We start from the raw sequence: 18,262 nt of genomic DNA, 5'->3' as shown, positions 1-18,262 counted from the left end.
GTATGCCCCGCCCCATGCCGCGCCCAAGGCACCGCCGCGACCACCACCCCATGCACCCGACACGACACCCGCGGCGCGTCCGCCTCCACCACCGCCCGGACCGTTCCCAGATCCAACGCCCGCCACCGACGACGAACACCCGCGTCATAGCGGGCGCACCGCCGCCCGCAATGCGGACACCGCCGCGACGCGCCCTTACGCACCCTCACCCGAGCCACCAACACCGACTCGACCGGATCGAACTCCACACCCTCGACCACCGCCTGCTCGACCCCGAGCAGCCCAGCCCATACCCTGGCAGAACGCACGCCGTTCTCCCGCCCATCCAGTTCTGACCTTCGACAAGCCAGAACCTAGGCAGGACAACGGCGTGCGCCATAAACGACGCGCCCAACCACCCACAGACACGTCACAAGACCCATATTTATGCCCAGAGTCATCGGCCTCAACGACGTCACCGCCGCCGGCCGCCCGGCACTGGATGCAAGCCCGCCGCCGTGCCGGTCCGCCCGTCGGCTCCCGCCCGCCGGCCCTCGCTCGCCTGTCCGTCCGCCGGTCCGCCGGTCCGTTCGCCGGTGGGCGCGGTGGGGTGCCGACGTGCGGGGTCGTGCGTGCCGGGCGTGGCAGGGGGTAGGTGTTTCGGCATGGCGGAGTTGGACGTGCTGGTGGCGGGGCAGGTGGCCCGGGATCTCGTGCTGCTGGTCGACGAGGTGCCGGCGGCCGGTGGTACCGCTCCGGTGCGACGGCGGCGTGAACTGCTCGGCGGCAAGGGCGCCAACCAGGCGGTTGGTGCGGCGCAGTTGGGTGCGCGGGTGGGGCTGCTGGGCGTCCTCGGAGCCGACGAGGTCGGCGACCGGCTGGTCGAGCAGGCCCGCGCGGACGGGATCGACGTCGGGCCGGTGCTGCGCCGGCCGGACACCGCCACCGCGCTGATCGTCGACCTGGTCGACGCCGGTGCCCGCTGGCGTTACCTGGAGGACATTCCGGAGGCGACCCTGCTCACCCCGGACGACGTCGCCGGCGCAGCGGACGCGCTGCGCAGTGCCCGAGCGGTGCTGGTCCAGCTACAGCAGCCGGCGTCCGCGGCGCTCGCCGCCGCCCGGACCGCACGGGAGGCTGGCCGGCTGGTGGTGCTGGATGGCGCACCGGCCGACCCTGCGTACGCCGACGATCTGCTCGCCGCCGCCGACGTGTTGCGTGCCGACGCCCGGGAGATCGAGCTGATCATTGGGGACGCCCCGGCGGATGCCGAGGGCGGTCTGGCTGCCGGCCGCAAGCTGCTGCGGCGCGGCCCGTCGCTGCTCGCCGTCGAGGTGTCCGGCGTGGGTAACGCGTTCGTCTGGCCGGACGGGGAGCTCTTCCTGCCGCTGGCGGACACGCCGACGGTGGACAGCACGGGAGCCGGAGACGCCTTCGTGGCTGCGCTCACCGTCGCGCTGCTGCGCGGCGACGCCCTGCCCGCGGCGGCCCGGTACTCGGTGGCCGCCGCCGGCGCGACGGTCGGGCATCCCGGCGGCCGGCCGGCGCTGACCCCGGCCGCGCTGCGCGCGCAGCTCGACCGTCTTCCGCCCGACTGACCGATGTTGTCCGTTCGGTGGACAACCGTCTATCGGTCCCCTAGCGTCCAGGAGATATGCGGAGGACCCTGCCGGCCGTCACACTGGCGCTGCTGCTCACCCTGACCTCCTGCGCCGGGACCGCCGGGACCGCCGGCCCGCAGACCGCCACGCCGACACCGGGCGGCCCGCCGTCCGCCTCCCGGCAGGACGCCGCCCAGGTCGAGCGAACCCTGGCCAGCCTGCGCCGGCTCGACGACCTACCGCTCTATGAGATGACCTACGTCGGGGCGTACGACCCGACGGTCGGCACCGACGCCACCCCGCCGAGCCCGTTCGGCTGCTCGTTGTTCGTCGCGGCCGGCGACCCGGGGCGCCCGCTGTTCGCCCGCAATTTCGACTGGGACGCCAACCCGGCGCTGGTGCTGCGGACCGACCCGCCGGACGGCTACGCGGCGATCTCGCTGGTGGACATGTCCTACCTCGGCGTCGGCCCGGACCCGAGCGGCGACCGTCGGCTGCTCGATGCGCCGCTGCTGCCCTTCGACGGGATGAACGAGCGCGGGCTCGCGGTGGGTCTGGCGGCGGACGACGAGGCGACGGTGCGCCCCGACCTGGGCAAGCCCACCGTCGGCTCGGTCCGCATCCTGCGACTGGTGCTGGACAGCGCCGCCACGGTCGACGAGGCGGTGGCCGTCTTCACTCGGCACAACCTGGACTTCGACGGCGGGCCCGCCCTGCACTACCTGCTGGCCGACGCCACCGGCGCGTCCGCGGTGGTCGAGTTCGTCGACGGCGAGCTTCGGGTGGAGCGGGGCACGGGCGGCTGGCAGGCCCTGACCAACGTGCCGGTCGTCGGTGTCGCGGAGCAGCGGCGCCGCCAGGACCACCGCTACGGGCTCATCGCCGGCGCGGTGAGCCGGGCCGGCGGAGTGCTCGACGCCGACGCCGCGCACCGGGTCCTGGCCAGCGTGCGGCAGGGGCACACCCGCTGGTCGGTCACGTACGGCCTGCGCAGCGGCGAGGTGCGGCTGGTCACCGCGACCGGCGGCGAGCGCCGCTACCAGCTGTCGATGAGCTGACCCGTGGGCCGGTCGTCGCGCCGGACGTGGCCGGGCCCGGCCCCCGGAGGCGGGGACCGGGCCCGTCGGTCGTGCGTCGGTGGCTACCGTGGTGCGGCTGCTACCGGTCCAGGTAGCTGGGCTGGGTCTGCACGTTCAGCTCCTTGTAGCGGGTGAGGTCGGCCGTCCACGTGCGCCAGTCCCTCAGCTCCAGTACGTCGAAGCCCTTGGCGATGTCGTTGGAGTAGATGTGTCCGTTGTAGTAGTACGCGGACCAGCTGCCGCCACTGACCAGCTGCTGGTCCGAGATCGGGCCGCGCTCCCAGTAGGCGATCTCCTTCGGGTTGGCCGAGTCGGTGAAGTCCCACACCGAGATGCCACCCTGGTACCAGGCCTGCACCATAATGTCTCGCCCGAGCACCGGGATCAGCGAGCCGTTGTGCGCCACGCAGTTCTCGGTGTCCGCGTTGGCCCGCGGGATCTTGTAGTAGCTGCGGAACTCCATCGTCCGAGCGTCACCGCGGCCGGTGATGTCGTAGATGGCGTCCGCGCCCCGGTTCGGGCCCACGGTCTCGTTGCAGGTGGCCGCGCCGCCGCCGCCCAGCTCGTCGGTGAAGACGACCTTGGTGCCGGCGTTGTTGAAGGTGGCGGAGTGCCAGAACGCGAAGTTCGTCGTGTCCCGCACCCGGTTGATCACCCGCGGCGCCTCGCGGTCGCGGATGTCCATCAGGATGCCGTCACCCATGCACGCGCCGGCGGCCAGGTCCTTGGCCGGGTAGACGGTGATGTCGTGGCAGCCGCTGGTCGCCGACTTCTCCCGCGGGATGCCCGGGTAGCCGCCGTCGGGGAAGAGGTTCGGCACGGCGACCACCGCCGCCTCGGTGGGCTTCTTCAGCGGCACCTTGACGATGGAGATGGAGTCGTGCGGCGGCGGGCACCCGACGTAGGTGTCCGACGGCCCGTACGAGGAGACGTACAGGTAGACCGACTTCTTGTCCTTCGCCGGCACCAGGGTGTGGGTGTGCGAACCACAGGCCGTCTGCACCGACTTGAGGTAGCGCGGGTTGGCCTTGTCCTTGATGTCGAAGACCTTGATGCCCTCCCACCTCGTCTCCGACGACGGCACCGAGGTGCTGGCGCAGGAGTCGTCGCTGCGCGGCGAGTCGGTGGAGAGGAACAGCAGGTCACCGTGGACGGAGATGTCGTTCTGCGACCCCGGGCAGAGCACCCGGGACACGACCTTCGGCGCGTTGGGCCGCGAGATGTCGTAGACGACGAAACCGTTGTAGTTGCCGGCGAACGCGTACCGGCCCTGGAAGGCCAGGTCGCTGTTGGTGGCGTCCAGCGGAGCGACCTTGGGCATGTTGGTGAGGAGGCGCAGGTTGGGGCTACTCACGATCTCGTCGACGCCGGGAATGGCGGCGGCGGCCGGGGCCGGTGCCGCCGCCTGCGGCGCGACCTGGGCGTTGCCGGGTGGCGCCACCAGGACGCTGGCGACGAGGAGGCCGGCTGCGGCGAGGCTCACGATCCTCAGTTGTCGTAGCCGTGGGACGGGAATTCTGATCATCGGCGAGGCCCTTCGCAAGGGGAGGTCGATTGTCGACACCTTACCGTCCGATGACAGAGGTCGATGTGATGCGGGTCACATCAAAGGCGGTTCCTCAATGGATAACATCGCCATGACCTCGACCCCAGGGAGTGGCCCATGACCAGCCGGCGCGCACGGACCCTGGCGATCGTCACACTGGCGCTCCTGCTGCCACTGGTGGCGGTCATCTGGGTTCGGAGCGGGACCGACCCGCAAGCCGGCGCTCGGCGGCCCGCCGCCGCACCCGCCACCACCGCGCCGGCGGCCACCCCCGCTCCCACCGACCTGACCGTCATCGTGCCCGGGCGGCCGGGCGAGTCGGCGGCCATCCGGCCCGCCGAGGAGGTCCGCGGCGCCGGCGCGGGGGCGCACAACTCGATGGACGTCTGGTTCGTGCGGATGATGATCCCGCACCACGCGCAGGCGCTGGAGATGGCCGAGCTGGCGCCGGAGCGGGCCACCAACCCGAGCGTGCGCGCCCTCGCCGACCGCATCCGGGCCAGCCAGGGCCCCGAGATCGGCATGATGCGTGGCTGGCTGCAGACCAGGGGCCTCGCCGCCGACGTCGAGGGGCACGACCACGGCACCATGCGCGGCATGCAGTCACCGGAGGCGATGCGCCAACTCGCCGCCGCCCGCGGCGCGGACTTCGACCGGCTCTTCGTGCGGATGATGACCGAGCACCACGAGGGTGCCATCGAGATGGCCACCAATCTGCTCAAGGTCGGTGCCGACCTGACGCTCAGCGAGTTCGCCAACGCCGTGGCCACCGAGCAGACCGTGGAGATCGACCGGATGCGCGACGTCCTCGGCTCCTGACCCGTCCACCAGCACGTACGCTGGGTGACCGTGAGACGCACCCTCTTCGGCCGCCCGACGCGCTCCGTCGCCTTCGACGTGGCCGTCGCCGGTGTGGTGGTGCTCCTGGGCGTGGCCGGCGCGGCACCTCAGCCCGGTGGTTGGCTGGCCACGCTGGTCGGCGCGGGAATGGCCGTGGCGCTGCTGTTCCGCCGTACCCATTCGAGCGCGGTCACGGCGGTGGTCGCCGTGCTCGCCCTGACTCAGGTCATCGCCCGGTGGGGACCGCTGCCGTTCGACATCGCGGTCCTCATCGCGCTCTACAGCGTGGTCAAGTACGGCGAGCGGCTGCGCGACGGCGTTCTCGCCGGGCTGGTGGCCGCGGTGGGCGTCGTGCTCGCCGCCGCGCAGACCCGCGGTGCCGGGCCGTGGTGGGCGGCCGCGCTGTGGTACGCGCTGGTCACCGGCGCGGTCTGGCTGGTGGCGCTGAACGTGCGGACCCGCCGGCTCTACGTGCTCACGTTGGAGGAGCGGGCCAGCACCTTGGAGCGCGAACGGGAGGCCGAGTCCCGTGCGGCGGTCGCCGAGGAGCGCACCCGCATCGCCCGGGAGTTGCACGACGTGGTGGCGCACAGCATGGCCGTGATGATCGTGCAGGCCGACGGGGCGCGCTTCATGCTCGACCAGGACCCGGAGCAGGCGCGCACCGCGGTCAAGGTGGTCGCGGACACCGGCCGGCAGGCCCTCGACGAGATGCGCCGGCTGGTCGGCGTGCTGCGGGACGCGGACCCCGGCGGGCCGGACGACGCCCCGGGGCCCACGGTGGCCGCCGACCCCGCGCACCGCCGGCTGGCGCTGACCGAACTGCCCGACCTGCTGGCCCGGTTCCGCGACGCCGGGCTGCGCATCCGGCACACCGTCACCGGCACACCGTCGCCGCTGCCGCCCGGCCTGGAACTGACCGTCTACCGGGTGGTGCAGGAGGCGCTGACCAACGCGCTCAAGCACGCCGGCGTGGGCGCCTCGGTGGAACTCACCCTGGAGCACACCGACGACGCGGTGCTGGTCCGGGTGGTCGACGACGGGCGCGGCCGGCCGGTGGTCAGCCCGGCGCCGTCCGGTGGTCACGGCCTGCTCGGCATGCGGGAGCGGCTGGCCGTGTACGACGGCAGCCTGACCGCCGGCGCCCGACCGGCCGGGGGATGGCAGGTGCGGGCCCGGCTGCCGCTACCGTCGGACCCGGCAACGGAGGTGATCGCGGCATGACGGTCCGGGTGGTGATCGTGGACGACCAGGCGCTGGTGCGCGCCGGGTTCCGGATGGTGCTGGACTCGCAGCCCGACCTGGAGGTGGTCGGCGAGGCCATCGACGGGGCGGACGCGCTGCGGGTGCTGGCCCGCACCGAGGCCGACGTGGTGGTGATGGACATCCGGATGCCGACCATGGACGGGGTGGAGGCCACGCGGCGGATCTGCGCCGACCGGCCCACCGGCCCGCCCCGGGTGCTCGTGCTGACCACCTTCGACACCGAGGAGGACGCGTTCGCCGCCCTCCAGGCCGGCGCCAGCGGGTTCCTGCTCAAGAACGTGCCCCCGGAGGAACTGCTGGCCGCGATCCGGGTGGTCGCCCGGGGTGACTCGGTGGTCGCCCCGTCGATCACCCGGCGGCTGCTGGACCGGTTCGCCGGTCAGCTCGGCGCCGCCCCCACCGCCGACCCGAGGCTGGCCCAGCTCACCGACCGGGAGCGGGAGGTGCTGCTGCTGGTGGCGCAGGGTCTGTCCAACGTGGAGATCGCCAACCGGGTGCACGTGGCGGAGGCGACGGTGAAGACGCACGTCGGGCGGATCCTGGCCAAGCTCCAACTCCGTGACCGCGTACAGGCGGTGGTGCTGGCCTACGAGAGCGGCCTGGTCACCCCCGGAGGCTGACCCGCGTACGACCTGGGTCGTAGTCACCGGCGGCGCCGCCACGACCTGAGGCGCACCCAGGTCGAGCGCGCAGGTGGAGATCGACCGGGCAGGTCCGGCCATAGCGTCGGAGGGGTCCGACCGTCACCTGCACCGGGGAGCCCACCGCGATGATCCGCCTGACCCTGCGCTCGTTGCGCGCCGAGGCGCTGCGCATGCTGCTCTCCGCGCTGGCCGTGGTGCTCGGTGTCGCGTTCATCGCCGGCACCCTGATCTTCGTCGACGGAATGCGCGCCGGCGCGTACGAGCGGGCCGGCACCTTCGACCGGCACACCGACCTCGGCGTCTACCCGAGCGGCGACCGGCCGCTCGCCGCCGCACTGGTCGACCGGGTGCGCGCGGTCGACGGGGTGGCCGCCGCCGCGGGCGAGCTGACCGGCACCGGCGGGGTCGTCGGCTCCGACGGCCGACCGGTGCTGGGCTTCGCCGTGCTCGCCGCGATCCCCACCGAGCCCGCCCTGCGCTCGTACGACGTGGTCGCCGGCCGGCTGCCCGACCGCGCCGGCGAGGTGGTGCTCGACGCGCCGACGGTCGCCCAGGAGGGCTTCACCCTCGGTGGTCCGGTACGGGTCGGCGGGACCGGTGGCGCCGCCCGCCCGTACACCCTGGTCGGCACCGTCGACGTGGCCGACACCGCCCGTGACGTCGGCGGCCCGTTCATCGGTCTGGTCGGCGCGGACGCGCTCGCGGTCACCGGTGGGCGTGGCTACGGCCGGATCATGGTGGCCGCCGCCCCGGGCGTCGACGCGACGGCGTTGGCCGCCCGGGTCGCCGCGGTGGCCGGCACCGGCAGCACCGTCAAGGGTCGTCAGCAGATCCTCGACGAGGCGGTCGACGACGCGGTCCGCAGCCTGGAACAGTTCAACATGGTGCTGCTGATGTTCGCCGGCATCGCCGTGGTGGTGGCCGGTTTCGTGATCGCCAACACCTTCGCCATCGTGCTGGCCCAGCGCACCCGGCGTACCGCCCTGCTGCGGCTGGTCGGCGCGACCCGGGGGCAGGTCTTCCGGGCCACCCTGCTCGAGTCGGCGGTGGTCGGGCTGGCCGCGTCCACGGTCGGGGTGGTGATCGGGGTGGCCCTGGCCGTCGGGATGAACGCGTTGCTGTCCCGGCTGGACACGCCGGTCTCCGGCGGGCTCACGGTGACCACACCGACCGTGCTGACCGGCCTGCTGCTGGGCACCGGGCTGACGGTGGGTGCGGCTCTGCTGCCCGCCTGGCGGGGCACCCGGGTCGCCCCGGTGGCCGCGCTGACCGACGCCGCCGTGCAGCCCGGCCGCGGCGCCGGCCGGCTGCGGCTGGCCCTCGGCGCGGTGGTGCTGGCCGCCGGCGTCGCCGCGCTCGTCGGCGCGGCCCCCGCCGGCCAGGTGGTGCTGGTGGCCGTCGGTGGCGTGCTGGCCTTTCTCGGCATCGTGCTCTTCGGGCCGGTGCTGGTCCCGGCACTGGTGCGGTTGCTCGGCTGGCCGGTGCGCTGGATGGTCGGCGCGACAGCGGGACTGGCGGTGGCCAACGCGGTGCGCAACCCCCGCCGGGTGGCCGCGACCGCCGCCGCCCTGGTGATCGGCATCGGGCTGGTCTCCGCGTTCGTGGTCGGCGCCCGCAGCACCAAGGACGGCATCGAGCGCAGCGTGGACGCCCAGATCGGGGTGGACTTCGTGGTCACCGGAATCGGCGCGGACCTGCCCGCCCCGCTCGCCGGTGAGTTGGCGGCCCGACCCGAGCTGGGCGTGGTGCACGAGCAGCGCAGCGCCGTGACCGACGACGTCGAGGTACGCGCGGCCCACCCGGCGCTGATCGGCCGCACGCTCACCGGCGTGCTGGCCGGCGACGTCGGGCGGCTCGGCCCGGGGCAGGTGCTGGTGCACCGCGAGTTGGCCGAGGTACGCGGCTGGCACGTCGGCGACCCGGTCACCGTGCGCGGGCGGCCGTTCCGGGTGGCCGCCGTGATCGCCGACGACACCGCGGAGATGGTCGCCACCGGCGTACCGGCCGGCCACGTCGTCGACATGGTCGACGCGGACTTCGGCGCGCTCTTCCCGGACCGGCGCGGTTTCCTCGCCGAGGTCGATCCCGCGGCAGGGGTGAGCGGCCAGCGGGCCCGCGATGCGATCGAGGCGGTGCTGGCCCGGTACCCGACGGTGAACCTGATGGACCAGGGCGCGTACAAGAAGATGCTCACCGGCACCGTCGACATGCTGCTGGCGTTCGTCACCGCGTTGCTCGGGCTGGCCGTGGTGATCGCGCTGGTCGGGGTGGCGAACACGCTGAGCCTGTCGGTGGTGGAACGCACCCGGGAGAACGCCGTGCTGCGCGCGGTCGGCCTGACCCGGGGCCGGATGCGGGCCATGCTCGCCGTGGAGGCGGTGCTGATGGCCCTGGTCGGCGCGGTGCTCGGGGTCGGGCTGGGCACCGGCGTCAGCGCCGCCGCGATGGCCCTGCTGGCCCGCCTCGGTGGGGACTTCCACGTGGTGCTGCCGCTGGGGCAGCTCGGGCTGCTCCTCGGCGTCGCGGTGCTGGCCGCGCTGCTCGCCTCGGTGCTGCCGGCGCGCCGGGCCCTCTCCCGACCGGTCGTCGAGGCCCTCGGCGACCAGTGACCCGGCGGTGCCGGCCCACGCGACGGACATCCGCCGGCCGGCCCCGCCGTCTTCCCCGGCGGCGGGACCGGCCAGCGGTGCCGGGTCTAGAGGCGCTCCACCATGGGGCCGGCGCACCGGTTGCGGGTGTCGAAGACGTAGCGGGCGTGCCGGACCACCAGGTCGTAGTCGAAGATGTCGTGGTCGGTGACCACCACCACCGCGTCCGCCTTCCGCACCTCGCTCTCGGTCAGCCCCACCACGGTCACCCCGCCGGGGATCTGGTGCGCGTCGGCGTACGGCTCGACCGCGTGGATCTGCGCGCCGAGGGCCTGCAGCCGTCGGGCGACGTCCACCGCGGGGGAGTCGCGCATGTCGCCGGTGTTCTTCTTGTACGCCAACCCGAGCAGCAGCAGCCGGGCACCGCTGACCGCCCGGCCGGCGCGGTTCAGCCCGGCCATGATCCGCTGGGCGACGTGCTCGGGCATCTCGTGGTTGACGTCGTTGGCCAGCTCGATGAACCGGAACTGCCGGCCGAGGCGCCGCTTGACCTGCCAGGACAGATAGCAAGGGTCGATCGGCAGGCAGTGCCCGCCGACGCCCGGGCCGGGCCGGAACGGCAGAAAACCGAACGGCTTGGTCTCGGCCGCCTCGATCGCCTGCCACACGTCGATGTCCAGGTGGTGCGAGAGCATGGTCAACTCGTTGATCAGCGCGATGTTGACCTGGCGGAAGGTGTTCTCGATCAGTTTGGTCAGCTCGGCGACCCTTGTGGAGTCCACCGGCACGGTGCGCTCCACGAGGCGCCGGTAGAACCCGTCCACGCGGGCCAGCGAGTCGGCGTCCACACCGGAGACCACCTTGGGAGTGTTCTCCAGTCGCCAGGTCGGGTTGCCCGGGTCGATCCGTTCCGGGCTGTAGCCGAGGTGGAAGTCGCCGGGGCTGTGCAGCCCGCTGGCCGACTCCAGCAGCGGGCGCAGCAACTCCTCCGTGGTGCCCGGGTACGTGGTCGACTCCAGGATCACGGTGCAGCCGGCCCGTACGTACGGGCCGATGCCGATGCCGGCCTGCTCGACGAAGCTCAGGTCGGGCGTGCCGTCGCGCAGCGGGGTGGGCACCGTGATGACGCAGATGTCGAAAACCTCGGCGTCGGTGTACTCCGTGCTCGGGTGGTAGCGCCCGCTGCCCAGTGCCCGGCCCAGCCGGTCGGTTCCGATGTCCTCCACGAACGACTCGCCCGACGCCAACCGCTTGACCCGGTCGCCGTCGACGTCCAGCCCGACCACGTCGAGGCCCGCCTCCACAGCGCGCATGGCCAACGGCAGTCCGACGTACCCCTGGCCGATCACGACCAGCTTCTCAGCGCTCACCCGGGCTCCCGTGGCAGACGGTGGTTACGACCTGCTTGGAGCGTAGTGGGCTTTTACGTGACGTAAGTCCGTTTTGGGGATAACGGTGCTGGTGAGGTTGGCGCGAATTCCGGCGACGTCGCCATCAGGCTGCCGGCGGGTTCCCGGGGTCGGTCGACATGCTGGCGCTGGGAGTCGGATCCGGCGGTTTCGGCGGGTCCGTCGACTCGGTGGGGGTGGGCGACGGCTCGCCCGGCGGGGAGGTGGTGACGCTCGGCGTGGGCGACGGCGAGGTCGCCGCCGGGCTCGGCGTGGCGGTCGGCGTGGCGGAGGTCGAGGCCGAGGGACCGAGGCCGCCGGGCGAGTTCGGGCGGTTGGGTCGGACCGGGTCCCTGGTGACCTGCTCGTTCGCCGCCGGCACCTCGGCCTGCTCGGAGGGCACCACCGCCGGCCCGGTGCTCGGCAGGTTCACCGCCGGATCCTCACCGGTGTTCCGGGCTGCGCCCAGCGCCGCGCCCAGGCCGACCAGCGCGACCAGCACGGCCGCCGCGGCACCGACCAGCGGGCCGCGGCGGCGCCGACGGCCAAGCTCCGCCGCGGTGGCCACCGCCGCGCCGGCCGGCACGTCGGTGCGGGTGCCCGGCCCGGCGTCGCGCAGCGGGGCCGCCGGCACCATGGCGGTGGGCCCGGCGTCGCCGGTCACCGCGGTACGCGCCGCCTCGGCCATCGCCGCTCCGCTGCTGAACCGCTCCTGCGGGTCCTTGGCCAGCGCGCGGGAGACCAGGGCCCGTACGGCCTCCGGGATGTCGTGGGGCAGCTCCGGCGGCTCGTCGTCGAGGTGGCGGACGGCCACCTGGAGCGGGTTGTCGCCGGTGAACGGCGGCGCTCCGGTCAAGCAGCAGTAGGCGACCGCGCCGAGGGCGTAGACGTCGGTGGCGCCACTGACCGGGCGACCGGCGGCCTGCTCGGGCGCCATGTAGAGCGCCGTGCCCGGCACCGCGTTGGTGCTGGTGATGCTGGTGACGTTGGTGGAGCGGGCCACTCCGAAGTCGACCAGGACGACGCTGCCGTCCTCCTGCACGAGCAGGTTGCTGGGCTTGACGTCGCGGTGCACGATGCCCCCGCGGTGGGCCGCGTTCAGTGCCTGGGCCGCCTGCGCCACGATCGACATGGTCTCGGCGACGTCGAGCCGGCCGGCCGCCTCGATCCGCTTGGACAGCGGCTCGCCCTGCACGAACTCCATGACCAGGTAGTCGGCCCGGCTGCCGTCGGGCAGGTCGTCCTCACCGCAGTCGTAGACCTGCACGATGCCGGGGTGCCGCAGCGCCGCCATGATGCGGGCCTCGGCGCGGAAGCGGGCGATGAAGTCGGGGTCGGAGACCAGCGCGGGGAGCAGGACCTTGACCGCGACCTGACGGCCGAGGACCACGTCCGTGGCCCGCCAGACGTCGCCCATGCCGCCGGTCGCGACACGCTCGTCCAGGCGGTACCGACCGCTGAGTACGACCTCCGAAGACAACACGGCATTACCGTACCCAGGGCGGCGGGGAACGGCGCATCCTGGCGGCTCGGCCGGGCGGGGCGTACCCGCCGGTCCGTCCCGGCCTGACTGGGGCGAACCTGACGCATCCGTGACGGTGCAATGACGGACCGTGACAAAAGTTGACATACGACAACAAACCCTGGCCCGGTCCCTCCGGATAACCGTCCTCGCGCACCCGGAGCGCCCAACCGTCGTCCCGCGTTACGGCGACGCGCCGCCCAGCCGGGTTGATAAATGTCACTCTTCCGTGATGCGGCGCCGACTTGTCGGTCCCGTGGTCCGCTCCTAGCGTTAGCCCGACTCGGGCCCACCGGCGGTCCCGGCGGGCAGCGCGCGCCGAGCGCCGTGGTGCAGGTCCAGACACCCCGCCCGGGCCACCTCGGTCGCGGGCGCGATCAGGTTGGCGGAGGGCGGTGCGGTGCGGGGTCTGGGCGGCTCGACGTTCCGCGCCGGGTGGTGGTCACCCGCGGAGGGGTTCCGCCCCGGCTGGCACACGGGACGGGCATGACCGGCGAGCTGAACGAGGCCGTCGCGTCGGCGCAGGCCGGAGACGAGGACGCCTTCCGCTTCCTCTACCGCAGCCTGCAACCGGGTCTGCTGCGATACCTGACCGCCCTGGTCGGTGCGGACGCCGAGGACGTCGCCTCGGAGACCTGGTTGCAGATCTCCCGGGACCTGCCCAGCTTCACCGGCGGCGAGTTCCGCGCCTGGACCGTCACGATCGCCCGGAACCGGGCCATGGACCACCTGCGGCGCCTGCGCCGACGCCCGTCACTGCCGGTGCCTGTGCAGGCGCTCAGCGAGCTGGCCGGCGACGCGGACACCGCCGAGCGGGCCGGGGAGACCATCGGCACCGAGGCGGCCCTGGCACTGATCGCCACTCTGCCGCCGCGCGAGGCCGAGGCGGTCCTGCTGCGAGCGGTGGTCGGGCTCGACGCGGAGTCGGCCGGCCGGGTGCTGGGTCGCCGGCCGGGCGCGGTACGTACCGCCGCCCACCGCGGGCTGCGGCGGCTCGCCGCCATGATGGATCGGCAGGATCCGGCGCCGCCGTCGGCCGCGGCCGACGACGCGACCCCGCCCCGCCCGCGTAACGGCCGCTCGCGGCCGGCGCCACGGCCCGAAGCGGCGGACGGCTGACGTGAGGGGATTCCGGATGAACCTGCGCCGGTCGGACCGGCCCGCCGATCGTGCAGAGACCGAGCGGCTGCTCGACGCGGCCCGCGCCGGCGGGTCAGCCGACCCGGCCGGTCCGCCGCCGCTGCGCGCGGCCACCCCCGCTGCGGCGTCCACGTCGCCCTCCGAGCCGTTGGCGCGGCTGCTGGCCGCGGCGGCCGCCCCGGCCAAGCCCGGGGAACTGGCCGGTGAGCAGGCTGCCCTGGCCGCGTTCCGGGCCGCCCGCGCCGACCCGGCACCGGCTTCCGCACGCCGACCGCACCGCCGCCGGCTCACCACCGCCGCGATCGCGTGGCTCACCGCCCTGGCTGCCAGCGCCACCGCCGGCGTGGCGTTCGCCGCGGTCAGTCTGAACCGGCCGGCGGACCCGCCGGCACCCGCCCGCACCAGCGTGGCTCCGACGCCCACCGACCGGACAGCAGGCCCCTCGGGCTCCGGCGACGGCACGCCGTCGGGCGAGGGCACACCGTCGGGCACCGACCCGAGCCGGTCCGCGGGCTCCGCCAGCGCCGGGCCGAGCACCAGCCCGGGGAGCGGCGACGATCCAGCTCCGGCCGGCCAGTTGACCGGGCTGTGCGGCGCCTGGCTGGCCAAGACGCCGGACCAGCGGGACAAGGCCCTGGGCACGCCCGCCTTCGCGCGCCTGGTGAGCGCCGCCGGTTCGGCGGGCGACGTCGAGGCCTACTGCCGCAGGCTGGTGCCCGAGGCGAAGCCGACGGCGTCGCCGCCGACCGGGGCGAGGCCGACGGCGTCGCCGCCGAGCGGGGCGAGGCCGACGGCGTCGCCGCCGACCGAGCCGAAGCCGAAGCCGGAGACGTCCGAGCCGGCCCGTTCGGCGAAGGCCACCCCGTCGAAGCCGGGAAAGGGCGGCCACACCGGCCGCTGACCACCTACGGCGGAACGGCCGTCGCTCGCGGCCCGGCGTTCCGGCCGATCCCGGGAAGTTCGTCTGCTAGACAGGGATTGGTGGGGCCGCGGACGCCCCCGACGGTGTCGGTGGCCGGGGTTACGGTGGCAGGGTGTCCGGGAGTCGGCGCACGGAGAGGGGGCCCGGCCGGTGGTGACATCGCCCGAGCTGGACCGCGGTGGCATCCTGCGTGAGTCCGCCACAGCCGCCCGGCATCTCGCCCGGATCTGCTTCAAGACCGGCCCACCGACACACACGGGCGTCGAACTGGAATGGACCGTGCACGACGCCGCCGACCCCGCCCGTCCGGTCGACGTGGCGCGGTTACGGACGGCGCTGGGGCGGCACTGCCCCGTCACCCTCGACCACACCAGCCCGGCCACGCCGCTGGGGCACGGTGGCACCGTGACGCTGGAGCCCGGCGGCCAGCTGGAGATCTCCACCCTGCCGCGACCCTCGGTCGCCGCCTTGATCCGCGCCACCGAAGCCGAGATCGCCGAGGTCACCGCCCTGCTGACCGTCGCCGGGCTGGTCCTCGGCCGCAGCGGCATCGACCCGCACCGCCGGCCCCGCCCGGTGCTGGAAACTCCGCGTTACCGCGCCATGCGCGGCGCCTTCGACCAGCGCGGCCCGGCCGGTCGGACGATGATGTACAGCACCGCCGGCCTGCAGATCTGTCTGGACGCCGGGGATGTCGGACAGGTCGCGTCCCGCTGGGCCGCGGCCCACGCGATCGGCCCGCCGCTGCTCGCCGCGTTCGCCTCCGCCGACCGGCACGCCGGGCGGCGCACCGGCTGGGCGTCGGCCCGGATGGCCGCCTGGCTGGACATCGACCCACCGCGCACCCGCCCGGTCTGGTCGCCGCGACGCGCCGACGAGGATCCGACCGACGCCTGGGTCCGGTACGTGCTCGCCGCGCCGCTGCTCTGCCTGCGCCGGCACGGCCCGGACTGGACCCCACCGCCGGGCGTGACCTTCGCCGACTGGCTCGACGGCGCGCTGCCCCGGCCACCCACCACCGACGACCTCGACTACCACGTCAGCACCCTGTTCCCACCGGTGCGCCCGCGCGGCTACCTGGAGCTGCGCTACCTCGACGCCCAGCCCGGCCGCGACTGGGTCCTCCCGCTGGCGGTGCTGGCCGCACTGTTCGCCGACCCCGGCACGGTCCGTGCGGCGTACTCGATCGGCGCACCGGTGGCGCACCGCTGGTCCGCCGCCGCCCGACGCGGCCTGGCCGACCCGGCCGTGGCCGCCGCCGCGGCGGCGCTGCTCGACCTGGCCCTGACGGCCCTGCCCGGGCTGGACCTGCCGGCCGCGCTGCACGACGAGGTCCAGCGAGGCGTACGGCGGCGGCTGGCCACCGCGGAGCGGGGTGCGCGGTGAGCGCGAGGAGCGAGCCGGGGTTGCGAGCCCCGCAGTCGCGAACGAGGGGAGACCGGTGAGCGCGAGGAGTGAGCCGGGGTTGCGAGCCCCGCAGTCGCGAACGAGGGGAGACCGGTGAGCGCGAGGAGTGAGCCGGGGTTGCGAGCCCCGCAGTCGCGAACGAAGGGACGGCCGGTGACCGACACGACCACGACGGGGCGCGTCGACGGAGAGCGGTTGCGGGAGCGGATCGCCGGCGAGTTGGCGCGGGCCCGGTCCCGCACCGCTCTGCTGACCGAGGTGGTCGACGACGCCGACCTGGTCCGGCAGCATTCCCCGCTGATGTCGCCGATGGTCTGGGACCTCGCCCACGTCGGCAACCAGGAGGAGCTCTGGCTGGTCCGCGACGTCGGCGGTCGGGAGCCCGTCCGCTGCGACATCGACGAGCTGTACGACGCGTTCAAGCAGCCCCGCCGCGACCGCCCCGCGCTGCCCCTGCTGCCGCCACGGGAGGCGCGCGCCTACCTCGCCACCGTCCGGGACAAGGTGCACGACCTGCTCGACGCGGTGGCCTTCACCGAGCGACCGCTGGTCGCCGACGGGTTCGCCTTCGGCATGATCGTGCAGCACGAGCAGCAGCACGACGAGACGATGCTCGCCACCCACCAGCTGCGCTCCGGGCCGGCGGTGCTGCCGGCGTCCCCGCCTCCGGAACCGCGGGTGCGGGTCGGCGCCGAGGTGCTGGTGCCCGCCGGTGAGTTCACCATGGGCACCGACACCGACCCGTGGGCGCTGGACAACGAGCGGCCCGCGCACTCCGTCGACCTGCCGGCGTACGTCATCGACGCCGCGCCGGTCACCAACGGGCAGTACCGGGCGTTCATCGCCGACGGCGGCTACACCGACTCGCGCTGGTGGAGCCCCGCCGGCTGGGCGCACCGCGTCGAGGCGGATCTCGTCGCGCCGATGCACTGGCACCGCGACGGCGACGGGTGGGCCTACCGGCGCTTCGGCCGGTGGGACCGGGTCCGCGACGACGAGCCGGTGGTGCACGTCTGCTGGTACGAGGCGCAGGCGTACGCCGCGTGGGCAGGCCGGCGGCTGCCCACCGAGGCGGAGTGGGAGAAGGCGGCCCGCTGGGATCCGACGACCGGCCGGTCCCGCCGCTACCCCTGGGGTGACGACGAACCGAGCGAGGCGCACGCCAACCTCGGCCAGCGCCACCTGACGCCGGCACCGGTGGGCGCCTACCCCGCCGGGGCGTCGCCGCTGGGCGTGCACCAGCTCATCGGGGACGTCTGGGAGTGGACCTCGACCAGCTTCCGCGGGCATCCCGGCTTCACCGCGTTCCCGTACCGCGAATACTCCGAGGTCTTCTTCGGCGACGACTACCGGGTGCTGCGCGGCGGCTCGTTCGGCACCGACCGGTCCGCCTGCCGGGGCACGTTCCGCAACTGGGACTACCCGATCCGGCGGCAGATCTTCAGCGGCTTCCGCTGCGCCCGCGACGCCCATCCGGACGAGTCGCACCGGTGAGCCGCGGCCACGCTGGCTGGTCCTCCGGGCCGGCCCGGGCGGGCGGGCGGCGCTGATGTGTCGCCACCTGGCCTACCTGGGGCCGCCGGTGACCCTCGCCGAGCTGCTGTTCGACCCGCCGTACTCGCTGGTGCGCCAGTCCTGGGCTCCCCGCGACATGCGCGGCGGCGGGACGATCAACGCCGACGGATTCGGCGTGGGCTGGTACCCGGGCGACGGCGAGCCGGTGCGCTATCGGCGCGCCCAGCCGATCTGGAGCGACCCGACCATCGCTCAGCTCGCCGCGGTGACCTCGGCCGGCGCGGTGCTCGCCGCGGTCCGTTCGGCGACCGTCGGGATGGCCGTGCTCGACGGCGCCGCGGCGCCGTTCGCCGAGGGGCGGTGGCTGTTCAGCCACAACGGCGTGGTGCGCGGCTGGCCCGACGCGATGGTGCCGCTCGCCGCCGGCCTGCCGGTACGCGACCTGCTCACCCTGGACGCGGCCACGGACTCGGCGCTGATCTGGGCCCTGGTCCGGCACCGGCTGCGCGCCGGCGCCGGTCCGGCCGAGGCGGTCGGCGACACGGTCGCCGAGGTCGCCGCGGCGGCCCCCGGGTCTCGGCTCAATCTGCTGCTCACTGACGGGCGTACCGCGGTGGCGAGCGTGGCGGGGCACGCGCTGTCGGTGCGGGCGGCGCCGGGTTCGGTGCTGCTGTGCTCCGAGCCGCACGACGACGACCCCGGATGGCGGGCGGTGCCCGAGGGACACCTCGTCACGGCCACCACGGCGGAGGTGCGGTTAAGCCCACTGCCGACCCGGTGAGCGGGCGGCGTGCACACGGTCGACACCGACGACGAAGGAGGGCA

At 74.3% G+C, this 18,262-nt stretch carries 15 protein-coding genes; 11 read left to right on the top strand and 4 right to left on the bottom strand.

The window, feature by feature from the left end; all coding sequences use genetic code 11:
• The coding region (locus tag ACFOW4_RS03610; protein WP_377523671.1) for a transposase family protein at positions 1–308 on the bottom strand (308 nt) is incomplete at its 3' end.
• Positions 309–644: 336 nt separating this feature from the next.
• Here ACFOW4_RS03610 and ACFOW4_RS03605 point away from each other — a divergent pair.
• Together ACFOW4_RS03605 and ACFOW4_RS03600 are read left to right on the top strand one after the other, a co-directional pair.
• Positions 645–1,577, top strand: coding sequence for a PfkB family carbohydrate kinase (locus ACFOW4_RS03605; protein WP_377524376.1), 933 nt, complete (start codon positions 645–647; stop codon positions 1,575–1,577).
• A 56-nt stretch (positions 1,578–1,633) separates the two neighbouring features.
• Positions 1,634–2,638 (top strand): carcinine hydrolase/isopenicillin-N N-acyltransferase family protein, encoded by a 1,005-nt coding sequence (locus ACFOW4_RS03600; protein WP_377524375.1) that lies wholly within the window; start codon positions 1,634–1,636, stop codon positions 2,636–2,638.
• 100 nt (positions 2,639–2,738) lie between these two features.
• Here the strand turns inward: ACFOW4_RS03600 and ACFOW4_RS03595 are convergent, their stop codons facing one another.
• Entirely contained in the window at positions 2,739–4,184 is a 1,446-nt protein-coding gene (locus ACFOW4_RS03595; RefSeq protein WP_377524373.1) for an LVIVD repeat-containing protein, read from the bottom strand.
• Between the two features lie 138 nt (positions 4,185–4,322).
• Between ACFOW4_RS03595 and ACFOW4_RS03590 the strand changes: the two genes are divergently transcribed.
• The 4 genes from ACFOW4_RS03590 to ACFOW4_RS03575 all read left to right on the top strand — a co-directional run bounded on the left by ACFOW4_RS03590 (position 4,323) and on the right by ACFOW4_RS03575 (position 9,564).
• Positions 4,323–5,024, top strand: coding sequence for a DUF305 domain-containing protein (locus tag ACFOW4_RS03590; RefSeq protein ID WP_377524372.1), 702 nt, complete (start codon positions 4,323–4,325; stop codon positions 5,022–5,024).
• Between the two features lie 24 nt (positions 5,025–5,048).
• Positions 5,049–6,269 carry a sensor histidine kinase gene (locus ACFOW4_RS03585; RefSeq protein WP_377524370.1) on the top strand — a complete coding sequence of 407 codons (1,221 nt, stop codon included), beginning with the start codon at positions 5,049–5,051 and terminating at the stop codon, positions 6,267–6,269.
• Positions 6,266–6,931 (top strand): response regulator, encoded by a 666-nt coding sequence (locus tag ACFOW4_RS03580; RefSeq protein WP_377524369.1) that lies wholly within the window; start codon positions 6,266–6,268, stop codon positions 6,929–6,931. Before ACFOW4_RS03585 ends, ACFOW4_RS03580 begins: the two co-directional genes overlap by 4 nt.
• A gap of 149 nt (positions 6,932–7,080) precedes the next feature.
• Positions 7,081–9,564: an ABC transporter permease gene (locus ACFOW4_RS03575; RefSeq protein WP_377524367.1), complete on the top strand. Its 2,484-nt coding sequence runs from the start codon at positions 7,081–7,083 to the stop codon at positions 9,562–9,564.
• A gap of 86 nt (positions 9,565–9,650) precedes the next feature.
• Here ACFOW4_RS03575 and ACFOW4_RS03570 read toward each other — a convergent pair whose 3' ends face one another.
• The gene (locus ACFOW4_RS03570) at positions 9,651–10,913 is read right to left on the bottom strand and encodes a nucleotide sugar dehydrogenase (RefSeq protein ID WP_377524366.1); all 1,263 of its coding nucleotides are present in this window, start codon (positions 10,911–10,913) and stop codon (positions 9,651–9,653) included.
• Between the two features lie 124 nt (positions 10,914–11,037).
• The gene (locus ACFOW4_RS03565; protein ID WP_377524364.1) at positions 11,038–12,414 is read right to left on the bottom strand and encodes a protein kinase; all 1,377 of its coding nucleotides are present in this window, start codon (positions 12,412–12,414) and stop codon (positions 11,038–11,040) included.
• A 525-nt stretch (positions 12,415–12,939) separates the two neighbouring features.
• On the opposite strand from ACFOW4_RS03565, the gene ACFOW4_RS03560 reads away from it, so the two are divergent.
• The 5 genes from ACFOW4_RS03560 (at position 12,940) to egtC (ending at position 18,218) form a co-directional block, all read left to right on the top strand.
• Complete coding sequence (locus tag ACFOW4_RS03560; RefSeq protein WP_377524363.1) at positions 12,940–13,572, top strand: RNA polymerase sigma factor; 633 nt, start codon at positions 12,940–12,942, stop codon at positions 13,570–13,572.
• A gap of 16 nt (positions 13,573–13,588) precedes the next feature.
• Complete coding sequence (locus ACFOW4_RS03555; protein WP_377524361.1) at positions 13,589–14,494, top strand: hypothetical protein; 906 nt, start codon at positions 13,589–13,591, stop codon at positions 14,492–14,494.
• Positions 14,495–14,665: 171 nt separating this feature from the next.
• The gene (gene egtA / locus ACFOW4_RS03550; RefSeq protein ID WP_377524360.1) at positions 14,666–15,901 is read left to right on the top strand and encodes an ergothioneine biosynthesis glutamate--cysteine ligase EgtA; all 1,236 of its coding nucleotides are present in this window, start codon (positions 14,666–14,668) and stop codon (positions 15,899–15,901) included.
• Positions 15,902–16,075: 174 nt separating this feature from the next.
• Positions 16,076–17,416 carry an ergothioneine biosynthesis protein EgtB gene (gene egtB / locus ACFOW4_RS03545; protein WP_377524358.1) on the top strand — a complete coding sequence of 447 codons (1,341 nt, stop codon included), beginning with the start codon at positions 16,076–16,078 and terminating at the stop codon, positions 17,414–17,416.
• Between the two features lie 55 nt (positions 17,417–17,471).
• A complete protein-coding gene (egtC, locus tag ACFOW4_RS03540) occupies positions 17,472–18,218 on the top strand; it encodes an ergothioneine biosynthesis protein EgtC (RefSeq protein WP_377524357.1) in 747 nt (248 codons plus the stop codon).
• The last annotated feature ends 44 nt before the right edge of the window (positions 18,219–18,262 follow it).

Source organism: Micromonospora sp. GCM10011542 (genome assembly GCF_042650685.1).
Taxonomy (GTDB): Bacteria; Actinomycetota; Actinomycetes; order Mycobacteriales; family Micromonosporaceae; genus Micromonospora.
The sequence above is the reverse complement of the archived record's forward strand: the minus strand, read 5'-3'. Positions and strand labels throughout refer to the sequence as shown.